Genomic DNA, 19,751 nt, shown 5'->3' with positions numbered 1-19,751 from the left:
GGAGCTGCTTTTGTTATCGTGCCCAATGAAAAGCCCCGCCAGATTGGCAGGGCTTTTCATTGGTATGAGAGGAGCGGGATGCTTACAGCGCGGGCAAGTATCCTAGGCTGACACTGACCTGCACGCCCACGATCAGCACCCCCATGGCGCCGGCCAGACCCAGCGCCAGCACGCCGCCCGGGGCGCGGTAGTGGTGCGCCTCGGCTCGTTTGCGGCTCTGCCACACCAGGGTTACCGGCAGCAGCACCGCCAGCACCGCCAGCGCGATGGCGGCGTAGCCCAGCGCCATGATGAAGCCCTGCGGGAAGTAGAGGGCAAACAGCAACGGCGGCACGAAGGTGATAAGCCCGGTCTGGCTGCGGCCCTGCCAGTTGTCCTTGCGACGAGTCACCTTGGCCATGAAGTCAAACAGCCCAAGGGTCACTCCGAGGAAAGAGGTGGCGAGCGCCAGATCGGCGAACAGATGCATCGCCTGATTGAAGGCGGGCCAGCTGACCAGATTGCCGACGCTGGCCAAGAGGCTGTCGAGCGCGCCGCCAGTCTGGATCAGGGTCTGCTGACCGAGCAGTCCCAGGATAGCCACCTGCCACAGCACGTAGAGGATGAGCGGCAGGGCCGAGCCCCACACAAACACCCGGCGCAGCTGCTTGGGGCAATCGCCCAGGTAGAGCATGACGCTCGGGATGGAGCCGTGGAAGCCAAACGAGGTGAAGATCACCGGCAGCCCTGCCAGCAGCAAGCCCTGGCCGAGCGGCATGGAGAGCAGGTGCTGCCCCTCGGCGCGTGGCAGCAGCAGCGCCAGCACGGCCACCATGATCACCAGTTTCACGGTGAACATCAGCCGGTTAAGGTAATCCACCTGCTTGGTGCCAACGCAGACCATGCCGCCAAACAGCAAGGTAAAGGCCCAGGCCGCCTGCTCCTGGCTGAGGGTCATGCCCGCATCGGCCAGTGCCTGGGCCAGCAGGCTGCTGCCGCCGCTGATGTAGGCGGAGGCCAGCGAATAGAACAGCATCAGGATGCAGAAGGAGGCGATGCGCTTGCCCCAGGGGCCGAGCAGGTGATCCGCCAGCTGGTGCAGGTACCACTTGCCGGTATTGAGGCTGGCTTCCACCTGCAACATGGCGGTGAAGGCCATCAGGGCCCAGAGCCCGACCATCAGCAGCAGAGTGGCGGGTCCGCCGAGGGAAGAGGAGGCCAGCGGCAGGGCCAGCATGCCGGCGCCTATGGTGGTGCCGGCAATCAACAGGGTACAACCCAGGGTCTTGGTGTTCATGGTGTCCATCCAGATCGAGAAACTGCGTATTCAAAAAAGAGTGCCAGTGGCTGTGCTGGCAAGGCGCCTCCGGGGCCAGGACCGGAGGCTAGCGATATCGGAGTGGACGCATCGTTACGAACAACCCGTGGATTGTAAAAGATGGTTGCCACGTTAACGGATCAAAATAGTGGAAACAAGCCTGTAAACGCGGATTTTGTACTGGAAGGTGGCAATAGGTGGAAATAAAAGATGACAGAACGGGGCGTTGACTGGTGAAAAAACGCGCCGGCGTGGAGAGCGTCGGCGCGTGAAGGGAGATGTCAGCGGCGACGCTTGAGGGTCCGGCTCACGTAGTGCAGCCCGCACAGGTATTCGCCGTTGATCGCCTTGAGGGCGAGCTCCAGTGCCTGGCTGGCCAGGGCATCGTGCTGCTGGGGCAGGGAGTTGATGCCAAAGGGGAGGAAGTCGAGCAGGCGATCGTCCCCGAAGGTGGCCATGGCGAGCCGGTTCATGTCGGTCTCCTGCTCCAGCAGGTAGTCCAGCACCCCTTCCATCAATATGTAGGAGGTGGCGACCAGAGCCTCGGGCAACTGGCCGAGTCGCTGGTGCAACTCCTTGATCAGGCGATAACCCTCGGCGCGGGAGAAGTGGGCCCCCTCGCACAGATGGCGCGTGGCGTTGTGGCTGGCGACGGCCTGCTCGAAGCCCGCTTTTCGCTCCTGGCTGATCGTGAGCGCCGGCAGCGCGGTGATCAAGGCAATGTGCTTGAGCGCCGGGGTGAGCAGGGAGGTGGTGAGATCAAAGCTCGCCTTCTGGTTTTCACTGGCGACGGTCACGAACTTGTCGGCGGCCATGGCCCGGTCGATGGCCAGCACATGGATGCCGCGCGCCTGCTGGCGCGGATAGAAGGGATCGTCCGGTGGCAGGCAGCTGGCCACCAGCAGGGCATCCACATGACGGCTGGCCAGCATCTCGGCCAGCTCCTTCTCGGTGGCCGGTTCATCTTCCGAGCAGACGATCAGCAACTGATAGCCCTGGGCCCGGGCACCCTGTTCGAGGCGCTTGGCGAGCTTGGCGTAACTGGCGTTCTCAAGGTCGGGCAGGATAAAGCCGAGGGTCTTGGTCTGGCCGCCGCGCAGGGAGGCGGCGCGGCTGTCCGGCTGGTAGTTGTGGGCCGTGACCACGGCCATCACCTTGTCACGGGTCGCCTGACTGATGCGGTACTGATCGGCCTTGCCATTTATCACATAGCTGGCCGTGGTGCGCGAGACACCGGCGAGGGCGGCGATTTCATCCAGTTTCATCATATTGGCTCTGTTTGAGTTGCAAGGCCCACGGTCACTGCCAGGTGAGGGCACCGAAAAGTGTGCGCGGGATCATATCATTGAAAAGCACTCTTTGTGGGTACTTGATCAATTGGCTGAAACGATTCAGTCTGAGTGTAAGTGAAACGATTCAGCTTGTCAGCAGACAATCGATGACCGGGGATAAAAACCCCGGCGGCTCCCGAAGGGATGCAATCCGGTCTATTGTCAGCAGGTAAATGACCCAAACTTTTTATTGTGTTGATCCGGCGAGCCGCACGGCCAGCCAGGAACCTGATGGAGAATCTCTATGTTGAAGTTGGCGCAGCAGCAGATATTGCTGGGGCAATCGGTGGCGACCAAGGCGGATGCCATCGCCCTGCTGGCAGGCAAACTGACCGAAGCCGGTCTGGTGGAAGCAGGTTATGTGGACGGCATGCTGGCGCGGGAAGCGCAGCACGCCACCTACCTCGGCAGCGGCATCGCCATTCCCCACGGCACCACGGACACCCGTCATCTGGTGAAAAGCACGGGGGTCATGGTGGCTCAATTCCCTCAGGGCATCGAGTGGGACGAGGGGCAGATTGCCTATGTGGCCATCGGTATCGCCGCCAAATCCGACGAGCATCTGGGCATCCTGCGCCAGCTCACCCACGTGCTGGGTGACGAGCAGGCGGCCGAGGCCCTTAAAAATGCCAGCGATGCCGACACCATCATCGCTATTCTGACCGGGGCCACGACCGCCAAAGAGGTGCAGTTCCTGACCCTGGCCGACTTCCCTGCCGACGATCGCGACCAGCTGCTGCTGGGCGCTGCCGCCCGCGCCAAATCCGCCGGTTGGGGGGAGGCCGCCATGGTCACTTCCCTGCTGGCAAGCGAGCCCGTCTATCTGGGCGATGGCGTCTGGCTGGCCCGTACACCCGCGGCCCAGACCGGCTGGGTCGTGGCGACCCCGAGCGCGCAGTTGCAGGCAGGGGAACTGCCGGTCAGTGCCCTGCTGCTGCTGTGCGCCGCCGATGCCAGCCATCTGCCGCAGCTGGAGAATCTGGCCAAACTGGCTGCCACAGGCCAGCTTGCCACCCTGACTGGCAGCGAAGGGCTGGCCATGCTGCAGGCGGGGCCGGCGAGCGGTCTTTCCGAGACCTTCACCATCATCAATCCCCATGGCCTGCACGCCCGTCCGGGCGCCATGCTGGTCAAGGTGGCCAAAGAGTTTGAATCCGACATCCGGGTTGCCAATCTGGATGGCAGCGGAGAAGCCGTCTCCGCCAAGAGTCTGATGAAGGTGATCGGTCTTGGGGTCAAGTGCGGGCACCGTCTGGCGTTTCGCGCCGAAGGGGCGGATGCCGAAGCGGCCCTCAAGGGCATTGGTGCGGCCATTGCTGCCGGGCTGGGCGAGGGGGCGCACTGATGGACATAGTGACCATCACCCTCAACCCCGCGCTGGATCTCACCGCCCGCCTCGAGGCCATGAGCCTGGGTGAGGTGAATCTGGTGAGCGAAGCCAATTTGCGCGCCGCGGGCAAGGGGATCAATGTTGCCATGGTCTTGAAAGACTTGGGCCGTGAGGTGGGATTGACCGGCTGGCTCGGCGAGGGCAACCAGCAGAGCTTCGTCACCCTGTTTGCCGAGCGGGCACTGGCCGATCACTTCGTGCGCGTGACGGGCAGCACCCGTATCAACGTCAAGATCTCGGAGCAATCGGGTCGGGTTACGGATCTCAACCTGCCGGGGCTCACCATCCATGAGGGTGAAGTGGCGGCCCTTGAGGCGGCCATCGACGAGCTGGCACCGCAGGCGGAGTGGTTCGTGCTGGCGGGCAGCCTGCCCAAGGGGGTTGCCCCCGATTACTGTGCTCGCCTCATTCGCCTGCTCAAGGCCAAGGGCAAGCAGGTGATCTTCGATTGCAGCGGCCTGGCCCTGACGGAAGGCATCAAGGCCGCGCCGACCCTGATCAAACCCAATCTGGAAGAGCTTGAGCAATGGGCCGGTCGCCCCATCAAGACCCTGAGCGAGCAGGCCGAGTGTGCCCGCGAGCTACAGGCCCAGGGAATAGCCCATGTGGTGATCTCCAACGGCGCCGACGGCCTGGTCTGGTTTGGTCCGGATGCCACCTGGCAGGCCATCCCGCCGCGCATGAAGGTCGTCAGCACAGTCGGTGCCGGCGACTCCCTGGTGGCGGGGCTGGCCCACGGCCTCAGCCTCGGCTGGGCACCGGAGCAGACCCTGCGTCTGGCCACCGCCGTCTCGGCGCTGGCGGTCAGTCAGATCGCGGTCGGTTTTAGTGATATCGATGTACTGACACCTTTACTCGAGCAAGTGCGTGTGCAACGTCTGGATGACCTTGCCCCGACCCGACTCAATACCCCCTCAATGGAAAACTCAGGAGATGCCCAATGAAAGCAATTCTGGTTACGGCTTGCCCTGCGGGCATTGCCACCAGCTTTCTCGCTGCAAAACGGATAGAACAGCAGGCCAAACTGGCGGGCTGGGAGCTCACCCTCGATGTCGGCTCCAGCGTGCAACCTCGTCAGGTGCCGAGCAAGGAGCAGATTGCCGCCGCCGATCTGGTGCTGGTGGTGGCAAGTAGCCCAGTGGATCTCGCCGCCTATGACGGCAAGCGTGTCTATCAGGGGAGCATGGATCTGGCGCTGCAGGATCCGGCCGCCTTGCTGGAGGCCGCCACCAGCGGTGCCAGCGTCTATCGCCATCAGGCGACTCCTGTCGTTGCCAAGCCGACAACCGGTGCCAAGCGCATTGTCGCTGTTACCGCCTGTCCAACCGGGGTGGCACACACCTTCATGTCGGCGGAAGCGCTCGAGACCATGGCCAAGCAGCTGGGCCACCAGATCCGCGTCGAAACCCAAGGCTCGGTCGGTGCCCAGAATGCCCTGACCGCGGATGAGATTGCCGCCGCCGATCTGGTGTTCCTCGCTACCGACATCGAGGTGGACATGACCCGCTTCGATGGCAAGCAGGTCTATCGCACCAGCACAGGCGCTGCGCTCAAGAAGACCCGTGCCGAGCTCGACAAGGCATGGATTGAAGCAACACTCTATCGCCACAGCGGCACCAGCCAGCCCAAGAAAGAGGAGAAGGCCGGCCCTTACAAGCACCTGCTGACCGGTGTCTCCTTCATGCTGCCCATGGTGGTGGCCGGTGGCCTCATCATCGCCATCTCCTTCATCTTCGGGATCGAGGCGTTCAAGGTTGAGGGAACCCTCGCCGCCGCCCTGATGAAAATTGGTGGTGGATCGGCCTTCGCCCTGATGATCCCGGTACTGGCCGGTTACATTGCCTACTCCATCGCCGACCGTCCGGGTCTGGCGCCCGGCATGATAGGCGGTATGCTGGCAAGTTCTCTTGGCGCCGGCTTCCTCGGCGGTATCGTCGCCGGTTTCCTGGCCGGTTACTGTGCCAAGTACCTGAGTGACAAGGTGCGTCTGCCGGTGACCCTGGAAGCGCTCAAGCCCATCCTCATCATTCCGCTGTTTGCCAGCCTGTTTACCGGTCTGGTGATGATCTACGTGGTGGGTGGTCCGGTTGCGGGCATCATGAGTGCCATGACCACCTTCCTCAACAACATGGGCTCTGCCAACGCCGTGCTGCTGGGTGTCATCATAGGCGCCATGATGTGCTTCGACATGGGTGGCCCGGTCAACAAGGCCGCTTACGCCTTCGGGGTAGGCCTGCTGGCCTCCAAAACTTACGCTCCCATGGCTGCCGTGATGGCCGCCGGCATGGTGCCGGCGCTGGGGATGGGGATCGCTACCTTCCTGGCTCGCGCCAAGTTCATCAAGGCGGAGCAGGAAGCGGGCAAGGCCTCCTTTGTGCTGGGTCTGTGCTTCATCTCCGAGGGGGCCATTCCGTTTGCCGCCAAGGATCCGATGCGCGTCATCCCGGCCTGCATGGCGGGTGGCGCCCTGACGGGTGCGCTCTCCATGCTGTTCGGCTGCGAGCTGGTTGCCCCTCACGGTGGCCTGTTCGTGCTCTTCATCCCGAACGCCATCAGCCATGTGTTCATGTACATACTGGCCATAGCGGCAGGCTCCCTGGTGACCGGGGTTGGCTACGCCATGCTCAAGCGCGGCGAAGCGCAGGCCAAGCTGGCGACGGCGTGACAAGCTCACAACCATGAATGACAAGGCGGCCTGCGGGCCGCTTTTTTTATGGCTGATGAGGAAGGGATAATAGAGAGGGGTGGGGAGATTCAAAAATCCCAGCCGGCCTGCGCTTGCTCACTGGCCTGGATAGCCTCTTGCGCCTTGCGGCGGGCGGCGTCCACCCGGGCCTTGCGGTTGCGGCACAGGCGCATTACCTCCTGCTGCTCGGTGGGGGTCATGGTGAGCCAGTTGAAGCGCTCCTCGCGATTGCGCAGGCAGCCCTTGCAGTAGCCCTTGTTGTTCACTTCGCATACCCCGATGCAGGGGCTCTGCAGCGGGAAGATCTCGAGCTGTTCCATCCATGGCCTCTCACACCTTGTTACCTTGTTATAACCCAGAAGATCCCCTTTGGAAAAATCCGTTGCCAAGGGGCTGATGGCGTTTGCTTTCCCCCTGCAAATTTGGCATCTTCCCCGCCAAGCATGAGGCTTGGTGTTATATGAGGACATATGAATAAACACGCGTACTGGCTGACCGCCGCAGTGCTGGGGCTGGCCGGTTGTGCGGGCAACTCTGATCAAGCACAGGTGCCCAAGAAGAAACCCGATGCCAGATGTTTTCTCAACTGCGAGGTGCCGGAAAATCTGGGCAAGCAGTATCTGGATGGCCCCCTGCCGGATGATCTAGTGCGGGTAGAACGTGTCAACAGTCGCCAGCGTTCTGACTACAGCAAGTTCGGTCCCCAGAGCCGGCTGGTGCTGGAGCGTTCTGGCAAGATGACCCGCCGCTATGGCGAGCTTTATCGCCAACTCTCCCGCTGGGTAGCCAATGGTGGAGATCCCGCCCAGATCACCCGGTACGGCATCAGCCTGGCCCAGCTGGGCGGTGCCGATCGCATGGGCAACGTGCTGTTTACCGGTTACTACTCGCCGGTACTGGAGGTGCGTCATCGCCCGGATGCCAAGTACAAGTACCCCATCTATGCCATGCCCAAGTGCGGCGGCCGCTGCCCGAGCCGGGCCGAGATCCACCAAGGGGCGCTGGCCAACCGGGGGCTGGAGCTGGGTTACAGTAAATCCCTCATCGACAACTTCCTGATGGACGTACAGGGCTCGGGCTTTGTCCACTACGGGGATGAAGATCGGCTGCAATACCTGGGTTACAGCGGCAAGAATGGTCACGGCTACGTGAGTATCGGCCGGGTGCTGATCGACCGCGGTGAAGTGCCCAAGGAGCAGATGTCGATGAAGGCTATCAAGGATTGGGCCAACAGCAAACCGGAGGAGAGCGTCAAGGAGCTGGTGGAGCAGAACCCTTCCTATGTCTTCTTCGAGCGTCGCCCCACCAATGACGTGATCGGCGCCGCCGGCATTCCGTTGCTGCCGCTGGCGGCCGTGGCGGCAGACAAGACCCTGCTGCCGATGGGCACCCCCATCCTTGCGGAAGTGCCTCTGCTCGACAAGGCGGGCAACTGGACCGGCAAACACCAGCTGCGGCTCTTGATCGCGCTGGATGTGGGTGGCGCCGTGAAGAAGGGGCACCTGGATCTTTACCACGGCATGGGTGAGAAGGCGGGTGTGGCGGCCGGTCACTACAAGCACTTTGGTCGGGTCTGGAAGCTGGGCCTGCACCAGGGGCCGACCGCAGCTCCCTGGCTTTGAAGCCAATCAAGGGGTTTTGACGGGTCAGGGCCCCAAGCCAGAGACGAGCGATAAAAAGACGAGCGATAAAAAAGCCGCCGGAGCAATCCGGCGGCTTTTTGTTTGGCGAAGTGTGTGGTGCTTGCTGCGTCAGCCTTTCTTGATGTCCAGCCGGATGGCACCGACCGGTTTGCAGCAGCAGGGCAGGCACTCCCCTGGGGAGACGAATGCCAGCGGCACATTGGGGTAGTGCACCGAGCCTGCCAGCAAGGGCGTGCGGCAGGCGCCGCAATAGCCGCTGCGGCACTGGAACTCCACATGATGGCCGTGGCGCTCCAGGGTCTCCAACAGGCTCTCGCCGGGATGGGCGAGCAGGGCGCCGTCGTGGGTATGCACCAGCGGCGCCTGTGTCCCTTGCTCCGTGACCTGCTGCGGTGCAGGGGCCCGCATCTTGACGGTGTCACTCACCGCGCGACGTCACCGAGGCCATCAGGGTAAACCTCATCACAGCTCGAAATCACCGAGGTCATCGGCGTGCACTTCACTGTCGATCTGGCCGACCAGGTAGGAGCTGACTTCCACTTCCTGGGGGGCGACCTGCACGTTGTCGGACGACAGCCAGGTGTTGATCCAGGGGATCGGGTTTTGCTTGGCGCCGGCAAAGGCTGGCTGCAGACCGACCGCATTCATGCGCAGGTTGGTGATGTACTCCACGTACTGGCAGAGGATGTCCTTGTTCAGGCCTATCATGGAGCCGTCCTGGAACAGGTACTCGGCCCACTCCTTCTCCTGAATGGCGGCTTCCTTGAAGATCTCGAAGCAGGCCTGCTCGCACTCGGCGGCAATCTCGGCCATCTCGGGGTCGTCCTGGCCGGTGCGCATCAGGTTCAGCATATGCTGGGTACCGGTCAGGTGCAGCGCTTCGTCGCGGGCGATCATCTTGATGATCTTGGCGTTGCCCTCCATCAGCTCGCGCTCGGCGAAGGCGAAGGAGCAGGCGAAGCTGACGTAGAAGCGGATCGCCTCCAGCGCATTGACGCTCATCAGGCACAGGTAGAGCTTCTTCTTCAGCTCGCGCAGTGTGATGGTGCGCATCTGTCCGGCGACGCTGTGGGTCCCTTCACCGTGCAGGTTATAGAGCGCGGTCGCTTCAATCAGGTCATCGTAGAAGCAGCTGATGGAGCCGGCGCGCTTCAAGATCTGTTCGTTGGTCACGATATCGTCGAACACCTGGGCCGGGGTGTTGACGATGTTGCGAATGATGTGGGTGTAGGAGCGAGAGTGGATGGTCTCCGAGAAGGCCCAGGTCTCGATCCAGGTTTCCAGCTCAGGGATGGAGACCAGCGGCAGCAGCGCCACGTTCGGGCTGCGGCCCTGGATGGAATCCAGCAGGGTCTGGTACTTCAGGTTGGAGATGAAGATGTGCTGCTCGTGGGGCGGCAGTGCCTGATAGTCGATGCGGTCGTGGGAGACATCCACCTCTTCCGGGCGCCAGAAGAAGGAGAGCTGTTTCTCGATCAGCCGTTCAAAGACTTCGTGTTTTTGTTGATCATAACGGGCCACATTGACCGATTGGCCAAAAAACATCGGCTCTTTGAGCTGGTCGTTTTGGGTTTGGCAGAAAGTTGAATAGGCCATGGTTACCAGAATGTATTGAATGGATAAAACAGGAGAGCGGGAGCTTGTCGCTCCCGCCCGGTTAATCAGATCTTGCAGGCGCCACCGGCACAACCGTCATCCAGCATATCGGCTTGTGCGTCATCCGCACCATCACGGGTGTTGTGATAGTAGAGGGTCTTGAGGCCGTATTTGTAAGCGGTCAGCAGATCCTTGAGCAACTGCTTCATCGGTACCTTGTTGCCTTCGAAACGGGCGGGGTCGTAGTTGGTGTTGGCGGAGATCGCCTGATCCACAAACTTCTGCATGATACCGACCAGCTGCAGATAGCCATCGACGCTCGGTTGCTTCCAGAGCAGTTCGTATTGATCTTTCAGGCGATGATACTCGGGCACCACCTGTTTGAGAATGCCGTCCTTGGAGGCCTTGACCGACACCAAGCCGCGCGGCGGCTCTATGCCGTTGGTGGCGTTGGAGATCTGGCTGGAGGTCTCGCTCGGCATCAGGGCGGTCAGGGTGGAGTTGCGCAGACCCACAGTCTTTATCTCTTCACGCAAGGTTTCCCAGTCCAGGTGCAGCGGCTCGTTGCACAGGTTGTCGAGATCCTTTTTATAGGTATCGATGGGCAGAATGCCCTGGGCATAGGTGGTCTCGTTGAAGGCCGGGCAGGGGCCGAACTCGCGGGCCAGCTGCACGGAGGCTTTCAGCAGGTAGAACTGGATCGCCTCGAAGGTGCGGTGGGTCAGCGCCAGACCGGAACCGTCGGAGTAACGGGCGCCGTTCTTGGCCAGGTAGTAGGCGTAGTTGATGACGCCTATCCCCAGGGTGCGACGGTTCATGCTGCCTTTCTGGGCGGCCTTGAGCGGGTAGTCCTGATAGTCGAGCAGGGCATCCAGGGCGCGCACGGCGAGATCCGCCATCTCTTCCAGATCTTCCAGCTTCTCGATGGCGCCCAGGTTGAAGGCAGACAGGGTGCACAGGGCAATCTCGCCCTCTTCGTCATCCACGTTGTTGAGCGGCTTGGTCGGCAGCGCGATTTCGAGGCAGAGGTTGGACTGGCGTACCGGCGCCACGCTCGGATCGAACGGGCTGTGGGTGTTGCAGTGATCCACGTTCTGGATGTAGATGCGACCGGTGCCGGCGCGTTCCTGCATCATCAGGGAGAAGAGATCGACCGCCTTGAGGGTCTTCTTGCGGATGGATGGATCCTGCTCGTACTTGACGTAGAGAGCTTCGAACTTGTCCTGATCCGCGAAGAAGGCGTCGTACAGGCCGGGGGCATCGGACGGGGAGAACAGGGTGATGTCGCCGCCCTTGATCAGGCGCTGGTACATCAGCTTGTTGATCTGCACGCCGTAGTCCATGTGACGGACCCGGTTTTCTTCCACGCCGCGGTTGTTTTTCAGCACCAGCAGGCTCTCCACTTCTGTGTGCCACAGCGGGTAGAACAGGGTGGCCGCACCGCCGCGCACGCCGCCCTGGGAGCAGCACTTGACCGCCGTCTGGAAGTACTTGTAGAAGGGGATGCAGCCGGTGTGGAAGGCTTCACCGCCACGAATGGGGCTGCCCAGACCACGGATGCGCCCGGCGTTGATGCCGATACCGGCGCGCTGGGAGACGTAGCGCACGATGGCGCTGGCGGTGGCATTGATGGAATCCAGGCTGTCATCGCACTCGATCAGCACGCAGGAGCTGAACTGGCGAGTCGGGGTGCGCACGCCGCTCATGATGGGCGTCGGCAGGGAGATCTTGAAGGTCGAGACCGCATCGTAGAAGCGCTTGATGTAGTCCAGACGGGTATCTTTCGGATACTTGGAGAAGAGGCAGGCCGCCACCAGGATATAGAGGAACTGCGGGCTCTCGTAGATCTCGCCGGTGACGCGGTTCTGCACCAGGTACTTGCCTTCCAGCTGCTTGACGGCCGCATAGGAGAAGTCCATGTCACGCCAGTGATCCAGGTGCTCGTTGAGTTCCTCGAATTCGGCCTGGGTATAGTCGGTCAGCAGGTGCTTGTCGTACTTGCCCATGTCTACCAGACGGGCGACGTGCTGGTAGAGGTGGGGCGGCTCGAACTGGCCGTAGGCCTTCTTGCGCAGGTGGAAGATGGCCAGACGGGCGGCCATGTACTGGTAATCCGGGCTTTGCTCGGAGATCAGGTCAGCAGCGGCCTTGATGACGGTTTCGTGGATATCGGCGGTACGGATGCCGTCATAGAACTGGATGTGGGACTTGAGTTCCACCTGGGAGACAGACACGTTGTCGAGTCCCTCGGCGGCCCAATCCAGCACGCGGTGAATTTTATCCAGATCGATGGGTTCTTTGTGGCCGTTACGCTTCGTCACAAACAAGTTCATTGGCTGATGACCTTTAGTTGATTCCCGAAAAACCATCGCACGGCCTTGACCTCCTGGCCGTGATCGGCTGCGGGAGGTGGGGGCGTATTGTGCGATGAATCACAAGATATAGTGTTATTTTAAGTTCGAGCTACAAGATAGTGAGGTCTACCCGGCTTTGCAATCTGTGGATAAGGCATTAGCTGTGGATAAATTGTGGGTGTCGCGACCCAGGTTAGTGGATGCTCACAGTGAGTGGGTTTTCATGCGTCCGATCCGGTAAATGCAAGTCTGATGATCGAACATGGAAAATTTAAATAACTTTTTTTGCTTGCGAAAACGGGGTGTTTTTACTAGCAAATTCAGTCTGGTTATCCCTTGTGCAGCAAGGGTCAAAAGGTGTCCTGTCCCAGTGTGTTAGCGGTTGCCAAACGGCAAAAACGGGAGATCACTCCTGATCTCCCATCGCATCCTGGCGTACCGACGAACATCCATATGTTGGTGTTCATATGGGTGCCTATTAGCAATAAAGCTGCCTTTATGATCCATCAATGCCTGTGACCCGGCGGATCATGGGTCAGGCTACCTCGTAACGCAGCCAGTGGTGCAGGGCCTGCACGGTATCGAAGTGCAGATCCGCGCCCCAGTCGGCGGGATCCTCGTCATCGCTCAGATAACCCCAACCCGCGACTGCGGTGCGCATGCCCGCATTGCGGCCGGCCTCTATGTCACGCACGTGATCCCCCACGTAGAGGCAGTGGGCGGCGTCGACGCCCAGTTGCTCGCAGGCAAAGTACATGGGGGCAGGGTCTGGCTTGCGCACCGGCAGGGTATCGGCACTGACGGTGACGCCGCAGCTGGCAAGCTCGGGCAGGGCCGCCAGCAGCGGCTCGGTGAGAAACCCCGGCTTGTTGGTGACTATGCCCCAGGGCAGGGCCCGTTCGTCCAGCCATTCGATGAGATCCAGCATGCCCTCATAGGGGCGGGTGCCGACGCACAGGTGGGCGGCGTAGAAGTCGAGCAGGGCGGTGCGCAGGCGCGTGGCGCCCAGCTCCTCGAGCAGCTCATCGCCAAGCCCGGCCCTGAGCAGCCCGAGCGCGCCGTGGGAGGTGGTCTGGCGGATGATGGCCTCGGAGAGCGGGGCAAAGCCTTCGCTCACCAGCACATGGTTGACGGCGGCGCCCAGATCGGGAGCCGTGTCGAGCAATGTGCCGTCGAGATCAAACAGCACGCAGCGCAGCGGCGCCGGGTGAGAGTCGCTCATCAGCCTTGCTCCGGGCGGATGAACTCCACCATGTAGTTGACGTCGACGTTCTTGCCGAGCTTGAACTGGCCGGTCAGCGGCGAATAGTGCACGCCGCTCATGTCCCGCACCAGCAGGCCCGCCGCTTCACCCATGCGACACAGTTCGGCCGGGGTGATGAACTTCTTGTGATCATGGGTACCCTTGGGGACCATCTTCATCAGGTATTCGGCCCCCAGGATCATCATCAGGTAGGCTTTCGGGTTGCGGTTGATGGTGGAGACGAACACTCGTCCGCCCGGGCGCACCAGGGTCGCGATGGCGCGCAGCACAGAAGCCGGATCCGGCACATGCTCCAGCATCTCCATGCAGGTGACCACGTCATACTGGCCAGGGGCCTGGCCGGCGTGCTCCTCCGCCGTCATCTGCTGGTACTGGAGTTCCACCCCCTGCTCGAGGGCGTGCAGGCGGGCGACGCCGAGGGGCTCCTTGCCCATGTCGATGCCGGTGACGCGGGCACCGCGCCGGGCCATGCTCTCGGAGAGAATGCCGCCCCCGCAGCCGATGTCGAGGATGTGCTTGCCAAACAGGCCGCCGCTCTTGTCGATGATCCAGTCAAGGCGCACCGGATTGATTTGATGCAGTGGCTTGAATTCGCCCTCCATGTCCCACCAGCGGGAGGCGATGGCTTCAAATTTGGCGATTTCTGTCAGATCGACATTGGCATCACTATTCATGTTTTGATGATCCTGTGGCAGGGCGCGCAGGTAGCAAGACTTGGGCGCAATCTATTGTCCTGGCGGGCATTATAACGGACACACTTTGTCACACCAGCCCGACTTGTTACCCGGATTTGTGGCTTAAGGTATTTGGCTCAGTGTGTTACCATGGCGCGCTGTTTAAGCCAAAGAACAACTAATTAGGGATTAAGGCTTTCTATGAGCGATCTGGCCAGAGAGATCACGCCGATCAACATCGAAGAAGAGCTCAAGAGTTCCTATCTTGATTACGCCATGAGCGTGATCGTAGGACGAGCTCTGCCGGATGTGCGTGATGGCTTGAAACCGGTTCACCGCCGCGTTCTGTTTGCTATGAACGAGTTGGGGAACGACTGGAACAAGCCCTATAAAAAATCGGCCCGTGTGGTCGGTGACGTAATTGGTAAATACCACCCGCACGGCGACAGTGCCGTGTATGACACCATTGTCCGCTTGGCGCAGGATTTCTCCATGCGCTACATGCTGGTCGATGGTCAGGGCAACTTCGGTTCGGTCGACGGCGACAGCGCCGCCGCCATGCGTTACACCGAAGTGCGGATGGCCCGCATCTCCCACGAGCTGCTGGCCGATCTGGACAAAGAGACAGTGGACTGGGTACCGAACTACGACGGTACCGAGATGATCCCGGCTGTCATGCCCACCAAGGTGCCCAACCTGCTGGTCAACGGCTCATCCGGTATCGCGGTGGGCATGGCGACCAACATTCCTCCTCACAACCTCACCGAGATAGTCAACGGCTGTCTGGCGCTGATCGAAAATAGCGATCTCACCATCGATGAGTTGATGACCTATATCACAGGGCCTGATTTCCCCACTGGCGCCATCATCAACGGTCGCGCCGGCATAGTGCAGGCTTACCGCACCGGTCGCGGCTCCGTCTATGTGCGCGCCAAGGCCGAAGTGGAAGTGGACGACAAGACGGGTCGCGAGACCATTCTGGTTCACGAGCTGCCTTATCAGGTGAACAAGGCGCGGCTGATCGAGAAGATCGCCGAGCTGGTCAAAGAGAAGAAAGTCGAGGGCATCAGTGCCCTGCGCGATGAGTCCGACAAGGACGGCATGCGCATCGTTATCGAGATCAAACGTGGCGAGTCTGGCGAGATTGTGCTGAACAATCTCTACAAGCACACCCAGCTGCAGACCACGTTCGGCATCAACATGGTGGCGCTCGATAACAACCAGCCCAAGGTGATGAACCTTAAAGACATTCTGGATGCGTTCCTGCTGCACCGCCGCGAGGTAGTGACCCGCCGGACCGTGTTCGAACTGCGCAAGGCGCGGGATCGGGCTCACATCCTGGAAGGTCTGGCGGTGGCGCTGGCCAACATAGACCCCATCATAGAGCTGATCCGTCACTCCGATACCCCGGCTGACGCCAAGGCCAAGCTGGTTGCCCGCGGTTGGGAACTCGGCAACGTGGCCGGCATGCTGGAAAAGGCAGGCGACGACGCGGCCCGCCCCGAGTGGCTGGAGCCGGAGTTCGGCATCCGTGAAGGTCAATACTTCCTGACCGAACAGCAGGCCCAGGCCATCCTGGATCTGCGTCTGCACAAGCTGACCGGCCTCGAGCACGAGAAGATCCTGGAAGAGTACCAATCTCTGCTGGATCTGATCGCCGAGCTGCTGTTCATCCTGGCAAGCCCGGAACGGCTGATGGAAGTGATCCGCGATGAGCTGCTGGCCGTGCGCGAGCAGTATGGCGACGCGCGTCGCACCGAGATCAGCGCCTCCAGCGCCGAGATCAACATCGAAGATCTGATCACCCCGGAAGACGTGGTCGTGACCCTGTCTCACCAGGGTTATGTGAAGTACCAGCCGCTGACCGACTACGAGGCCCAGCGTCGTGGTGGTCGTGGCAAGTCGGCTACCCGGATCAAGGAAGAGGACTTTGTGGAACGTCTGCTGGTGGCCAACACCCACGACACCATTCTGTGCTTCTCCACCCGTGGCAAGGTCTACTGGCTCAAGGTGTATCAGCTGCCGGAGGCGTCCCGTGGCGCCCGTGGTCGTCCGATCATCAACTTGCTGCCGCTGGAAGAGGGTGAGCGCATCACCGCCATCCTGCCGGTCAAAGAGTATGCCGACGACAAGTATGTCTTCTTCGCCACCGCCGACGGTACCGTGAAGAAAACCAGCCTGTCTGCGTTCAGCCGTCCGCTCTCCTCCGGCATTCGTGCCATCAACCTCAAAGAGGGTGATGAGCTGATCGGGGTGGATATCACAGATGGCAGCAACGAGATCATGCTGTTCTCCGATGCGGGCAAGGTGGTTCGTTTCAATGAAGGCAGCGGCCGCGCCGATGCAGCCGATGCCGATGCCAGCGATGATGTCGACGGGGATGACGAGAGTGTCATTGACGCCGGCAACGACGACGATGGCAGCGACAACGGCGAAGGCACCGAAAGCAAGGGTACCTTCAAGGGCGTACGTCCCATGGGCCGTACCGCCGGTGGGGTTCGTGGTATCCGCCTGCTCAACGGTGACAAGGTGGTTTCCCTGATCGTCCCCCGTGGCGAGGGTGCCATCCTGACCGCCACCGAGAACGGTTACGGCAAGCGTACCGCGCTGACCGAGTACCCGACCAAGAGCCGTGGTACCCAGGGCGTTCGCTCCATCAAGGTGGACGAGCGTAACGGCAAGGTGATCGATGCGATCCAGGTCGAAGATACCGACCAGATCATGCTGATCACCAATGGCGGCACCCTGGTCCGTACTCGCGTCGCCGAGGTGAGCGTCATAGGCCGTAACACCGGCGGTGTGCGTCTGATCCGTACCGGTGAAGACGAGACAGTCGTCGGCCTGCAGCGTATCGCCGAGAGCGACGAGGAAGAGAACGACATCGTGGCCGTTGACGGTGAGGTGTCCGAAGGCACAGATACCGCGCCAGATGCCGGCTCTGCCGATGCAGGATCCACTGAAGGGTCCACTGAAGAGGGTGCAGCGAGCGACGAATAATCGCGCGTCTGCCTCCATGAAAAAGAGCGACCCCAGGGTCGCTCTTTTTGTTGCTGCCGTTTGTCTCTGGCCGCGCGCCCCCAGTCTGATGGGTCAGCCTGATCCTGTTGCCGCACGCGTCGCTGATCACGCGCACCGCGAGCATGACTGCACTCCTCCTTGTTTCCTTGTCCTCAATTCATCATGCCTGCGTCATCCCCCTGTCATGGGATGCGGCCAAGCTTGCCCCTGTCGCACTCAACAGACTGCGACGCGCAGCCATCAAACAGGAGCACCTTATGACTAGCTGGGTAATGTGGGAGATCTGGTGGAGCCGGGTATGGGGCGAACATCAACCAGCGTCGCTGGCAGGGGAGCATGAGGACGAAGTGGCCCATGAGCCGGCACGACTGCCCGCCGAATTGATCGCCCAGGGCAAGGCCACGCACTCGCCTCGGCCAAGGGGGTGAGGCCCTGCTCGTCAGCATGGTTTGTGGTGTACCGGCGAAGGGGAGGCGTTGTGAGCGCGGTTGACGCTGTCGGGGCGCTCAGAACAGCCGCAGTTGTTCGCCCGGGCGAATGAAGCCGTCCCGCCGCAGCTGAAGATGGCGCTTGCCCAAGCCCAGGCGCTTGCTGATGAGCCGAAAGCGCTGGGCGAGCAAGTCGGCAAACTGGCCTTCACCGCGCATGCGGGTGCCAAAGGCGGGGCTGTTGAGCCCGCCATCCCGACTGGCCCGCAGCTGGTTCAGGATGGCCTCCTTCTGGCTGGGGTAGTGTTCCTCCAGCCAGTCGCTGAACAGGGTGGTCAGCTCGTGGGGCAATCGCAGCAGTATGTAGTCGGCGCAGTGGGCACCGGCCTCGGCCGCCGCCTTGATGATCTGCTCCAGCTCAGGCTCGTTGAGGCGCGGGATCATGGGGGCCGCCAGCACGCCGACCGGCACCCCGGCCTGTGCCAGCTTCTCGACCACCTTGAGCCGACCCGCGCCTGTGCTGGCTCTGGGCTCCAGCTGTCGTCGCAGGGTTTCATTCAAGGTCGTCACCGACACCATCACCTGGCAGAGACCCTCCCGGGCCAGCTCGGCGAGCAGATCGAGGTCGCGCAATATCATGGCGCTCTTGGTGATGATGCCCACCGGGTGACGGTGGGCCAGCATCACCTCCAGCAAGGCGCGGGTGAGGCGATAGTGATGCTCGATGGGCTGATAGGGATCTGTATTGGCGCCGAGCACTATGGTCTCTGGCTGATAGATTGGCTTGGCAAACTCCCGGCGCAACAGCTCGGCGGCATTTAGCTTGGCAAACAGCCTGGTCTCGAAGTCGAGGCCTGGAGAGAGCTCCAGGTAGGCGTGACTGGGTCTGGCATAGCAGTAGATGCAGCCATGCTCGCAGCCCTGATAGGGGTTGATGGAGCGACCAAAGGGCACATCCGGTGAGCGGTTGTAGCTGATGATGCTGCGTGCCGTTATCTCCTTCACCTCGGTGCGGGGAGCAGTGGCGGCAAATGCTGCCTCCCACTCGGTTTGGGCCCAGCCATCGTCGACAGCCTCGACCAGCGGGCCGCTGAAACGATGCTCGATATTGTGGGTGCTGCCTCGTCCTGCCATCGTCTCGCACTGATACTGTTTATATATACAGTTATCATGCTGACCCTCATTGCCAAATGCAAGCTCTGCCAATTCATACCGACATAAAAAGCATGTCAACGGGATCTCCTGCTTGATCACGGCGCTACATTTCGTTTACATAGACAAAATGCGAACTGGATCACGGAAATCATCATGAAACCCATCACCTGCCGCTGGCTGTTTATCGGAGTGCTTGGTCTGGTCATCTGGCGGCTGATCCCGCTCTCGACCGAGCAGGAGCTGGCATCGGCCAACCGGGCCTGGCGCAGCGGCCAGTTCGAGACGGCGACCAGGATCTGGCAACCGCTGGCCGAGCAGGGGATCCCGCGCGCGCAGGCGCTGATGGGCTGGAGCCATGAAGTGGGGCAGGGCACAGAGCAGGACATGGAGCAGGCCATCAGTCTCTATCGCCAGTCGGCGCAGGCGGGCGATGCCTTCGGCCAGTACCGGCTGGCGGAGGTCTATCTGCGCGGCGCCGGGGTGAAGCGGGATCTGCGGCAGGCATTTCACTGGATGGAGCTGGCGGCCCGCAACGGTGACGTGCCCGCCATGCTGAAAGTCGGCGTGCTGCACCTGATGGGGGTGAGTGGCCGGGTCGATCTGGCTCAGGCCAAGCAGTGGCTCTATCAGGCCTCGCAAAAGGGCAACAAGCTTGCATTGAAGGTGTTGGAGGAGCTCGCACTGGTCGAGGAGGGGAGCAGTACCTTCGATTTCAACTGGCAACCCCTGTTGGGTGACTAACCGGCAAGCACCTCATTTGGTTGTAGAAAATCTCATCAAACCCGATACAGCCCCGCCTACTTCTGGTAGCATAGTCCGGTTTTTGGTTTGCTTTGTGCCGTCACGCAAGCTGTTTGCGGCACTGGGTGTCTTCGCAAAGTGCTGTGGAGAGCCAGAACATCACCTTTTTTGAAT

The 19,751-nt window shown here is 61.2% G+C and carries 16 protein-coding genes; 7 read left to right on the top strand and 9 right to left on the bottom strand.

Annotated features, from left to right (window positions below; all coding sequences use genetic code 11):
- Positions 1-82: 82 nt before the first annotated feature.
- Positions 83-1,276, bottom strand: coding sequence for an aromatic amino acid transport family protein (locus BN1118_RS10040; RefSeq protein ID WP_043555820.1), 1,194 nt, complete (start codon positions 1,274-1,276; stop codon positions 83-85).
- A gap of 302 nt (positions 1,277-1,578) precedes the next feature.
- A complete protein-coding gene (gene cra, locus BN1118_RS10035) occupies positions 1,579-2,565 on the bottom strand; it encodes a catabolite repressor/activator (protein WP_043555819.1) in 987 nt (328 codons plus the stop codon).
- A gap of 307 nt (positions 2,566-2,872) precedes the next feature.
- Between cra and fruB the strand changes: the two genes are divergently transcribed.
- The 3 genes from fruB to fruA are packed head-to-tail and all read left to right on the top strand — an operon-like array spanning position 2,873 to position 6,683.
- Positions 2,873-3,973: a fused PTS fructose transporter subunit IIA/HPr protein gene (fruB, locus tag BN1118_RS10030; RefSeq protein WP_043555818.1), complete on the top strand. Its 1,101-nt coding sequence runs from the start codon at positions 2,873-2,875 to the stop codon at positions 3,971-3,973.
- On the top strand, positions 3,973-4,962 hold the full coding sequence (gene pfkB / locus BN1118_RS10025; protein ID WP_043555817.1) for a 1-phosphofructokinase: 990 nt from the start codon (positions 3,973-3,975) through the stop codon (positions 4,960-4,962). The genes fruB and pfkB overlap by 1 nt, the downstream gene beginning before the upstream one ends.
- Positions 4,959-6,683 carry a PTS fructose transporter subunit IIBC gene (fruA, locus tag BN1118_RS10020; RefSeq protein WP_043555815.1) on the top strand — a complete coding sequence of 575 codons (1,725 nt, stop codon included), beginning with the start codon at positions 4,959-4,961 and terminating at the stop codon, positions 6,681-6,683. Before pfkB ends, fruA begins: the two co-directional genes overlap by 4 nt.
- Before the next feature lie 89 nt (positions 6,684-6,772).
- Here fruA and BN1118_RS10015 read toward each other — a convergent pair whose 3' ends face one another.
- Complete coding sequence (locus BN1118_RS10015) at positions 6,773-7,024, bottom strand: DUF1289 domain-containing protein (RefSeq protein WP_042866477.1); 252 nt, start codon at positions 7,022-7,024, stop codon at positions 6,773-6,775.
- A gap of 150 nt (positions 7,025-7,174) precedes the next feature.
- Here BN1118_RS10015 and mltA point away from each other — a divergent pair, with 150 nt between their 5' ends.
- Positions 7,175-8,326 carry a murein transglycosylase A gene (mltA, locus tag BN1118_RS10010; RefSeq protein WP_043555814.1) on the top strand — a complete coding sequence of 384 codons (1,152 nt, stop codon included), beginning with the start codon at positions 7,175-7,177 and terminating at the stop codon, positions 8,324-8,326.
- Positions 8,327-8,455: 129 nt separating this feature from the next.
- Here the strand turns inward: mltA and yfaE are convergent, their stop codons facing one another.
- From yfaE to ubiG, 5 genes are all read right to left on the bottom strand, one after another.
- A complete protein-coding gene (gene yfaE, locus BN1118_RS10005) occupies positions 8,456-8,755 on the bottom strand; it encodes a class I ribonucleotide reductase maintenance protein YfaE (protein ID WP_043555891.1) in 300 nt (99 codons plus the stop codon).
- Between the two features lie 54 nt (positions 8,756-8,809).
- Complete coding sequence (gene nrdB, locus BN1118_RS10000) at positions 8,810-9,943, bottom strand: class Ia ribonucleoside-diphosphate reductase subunit beta (protein ID WP_043135401.1); 1,134 nt, start codon at positions 9,941-9,943, stop codon at positions 8,810-8,812.
- Between the two features lie 65 nt (positions 9,944-10,008).
- Positions 10,009-12,276: a class 1a ribonucleoside-diphosphate reductase subunit alpha gene (gene nrdA, locus BN1118_RS09995; RefSeq protein WP_043555812.1), complete on the bottom strand. Its 2,268-nt coding sequence runs from the start codon at positions 12,274-12,276 to the stop codon at positions 10,009-10,011.
- Between the two features lie 556 nt (positions 12,277-12,832).
- On the bottom strand, positions 12,833-13,519 hold the full coding sequence (locus BN1118_RS09990; protein ID WP_043555811.1) for an HAD family hydrolase: 687 nt from the start codon (positions 13,517-13,519) through the stop codon (positions 12,833-12,835).
- The gene (ubiG, locus tag BN1118_RS09985) at positions 13,519-14,235 is read right to left on the bottom strand and encodes a bifunctional 2-polyprenyl-6-hydroxyphenol methylase/3-demethylubiquinol 3-O-methyltransferase UbiG (RefSeq protein ID WP_043555809.1); all 717 of its coding nucleotides are present in this window, start codon (positions 14,233-14,235) and stop codon (positions 13,519-13,521) included. The genes BN1118_RS09990 and ubiG overlap by 1 nt, the downstream gene beginning before the upstream one ends.
- 201 nt (positions 14,236-14,436) lie before the next feature.
- Between ubiG and gyrA the strand changes: the two genes are divergently transcribed.
- Together gyrA and BN1118_RS22020 are read left to right on the top strand one after the other, a co-directional pair.
- A complete protein-coding gene (gene gyrA, locus BN1118_RS09980) occupies positions 14,437-17,232 on the top strand; it encodes a DNA topoisomerase (ATP-hydrolyzing) subunit A (RefSeq protein WP_043135391.1) in 2,796 nt (931 codons plus the stop codon).
- A 278-nt stretch (positions 17,233-17,510) separates the two neighbouring features.
- Entirely contained in the window at positions 17,511-17,681 is a 171-nt protein-coding gene (locus BN1118_RS22020) for a hypothetical protein (protein ID WP_167336105.1), read from the top strand.
- A gap of 78 nt (positions 17,682-17,759) precedes the next feature.
- Here BN1118_RS22020 and BN1118_RS09975 read toward each other — a convergent pair whose 3' ends face one another.
- Positions 17,760-18,815, bottom strand: coding sequence for a PA0069 family radical SAM protein (locus tag BN1118_RS09975; RefSeq protein WP_043555807.1), 1,056 nt, complete (start codon positions 18,813-18,815; stop codon positions 17,760-17,762).
- 174 nt (positions 18,816-18,989) lie between these two features.
- Between BN1118_RS09975 and BN1118_RS09970 the strand changes: the two genes are divergently transcribed.
- Positions 18,990-19,577, top strand: coding sequence for a tetratricopeptide repeat protein (locus BN1118_RS09970; RefSeq protein ID WP_043555805.1), 588 nt, complete (start codon positions 18,990-18,992; stop codon positions 19,575-19,577).
- Positions 19,578-19,751: the final 174 nt, after the last annotated feature.

Origin of the sequence: Aeromonas bestiarum, assembly GCF_000819745.1 — a bacterium.
Taxonomy (GTDB): Bacteria; Pseudomonadota; Gammaproteobacteria; order Enterobacterales; family Aeromonadaceae; genus Aeromonas; species Aeromonas bestiarum.
This window is presented reverse-complemented; position numbering and strand designations above follow the sequence as displayed.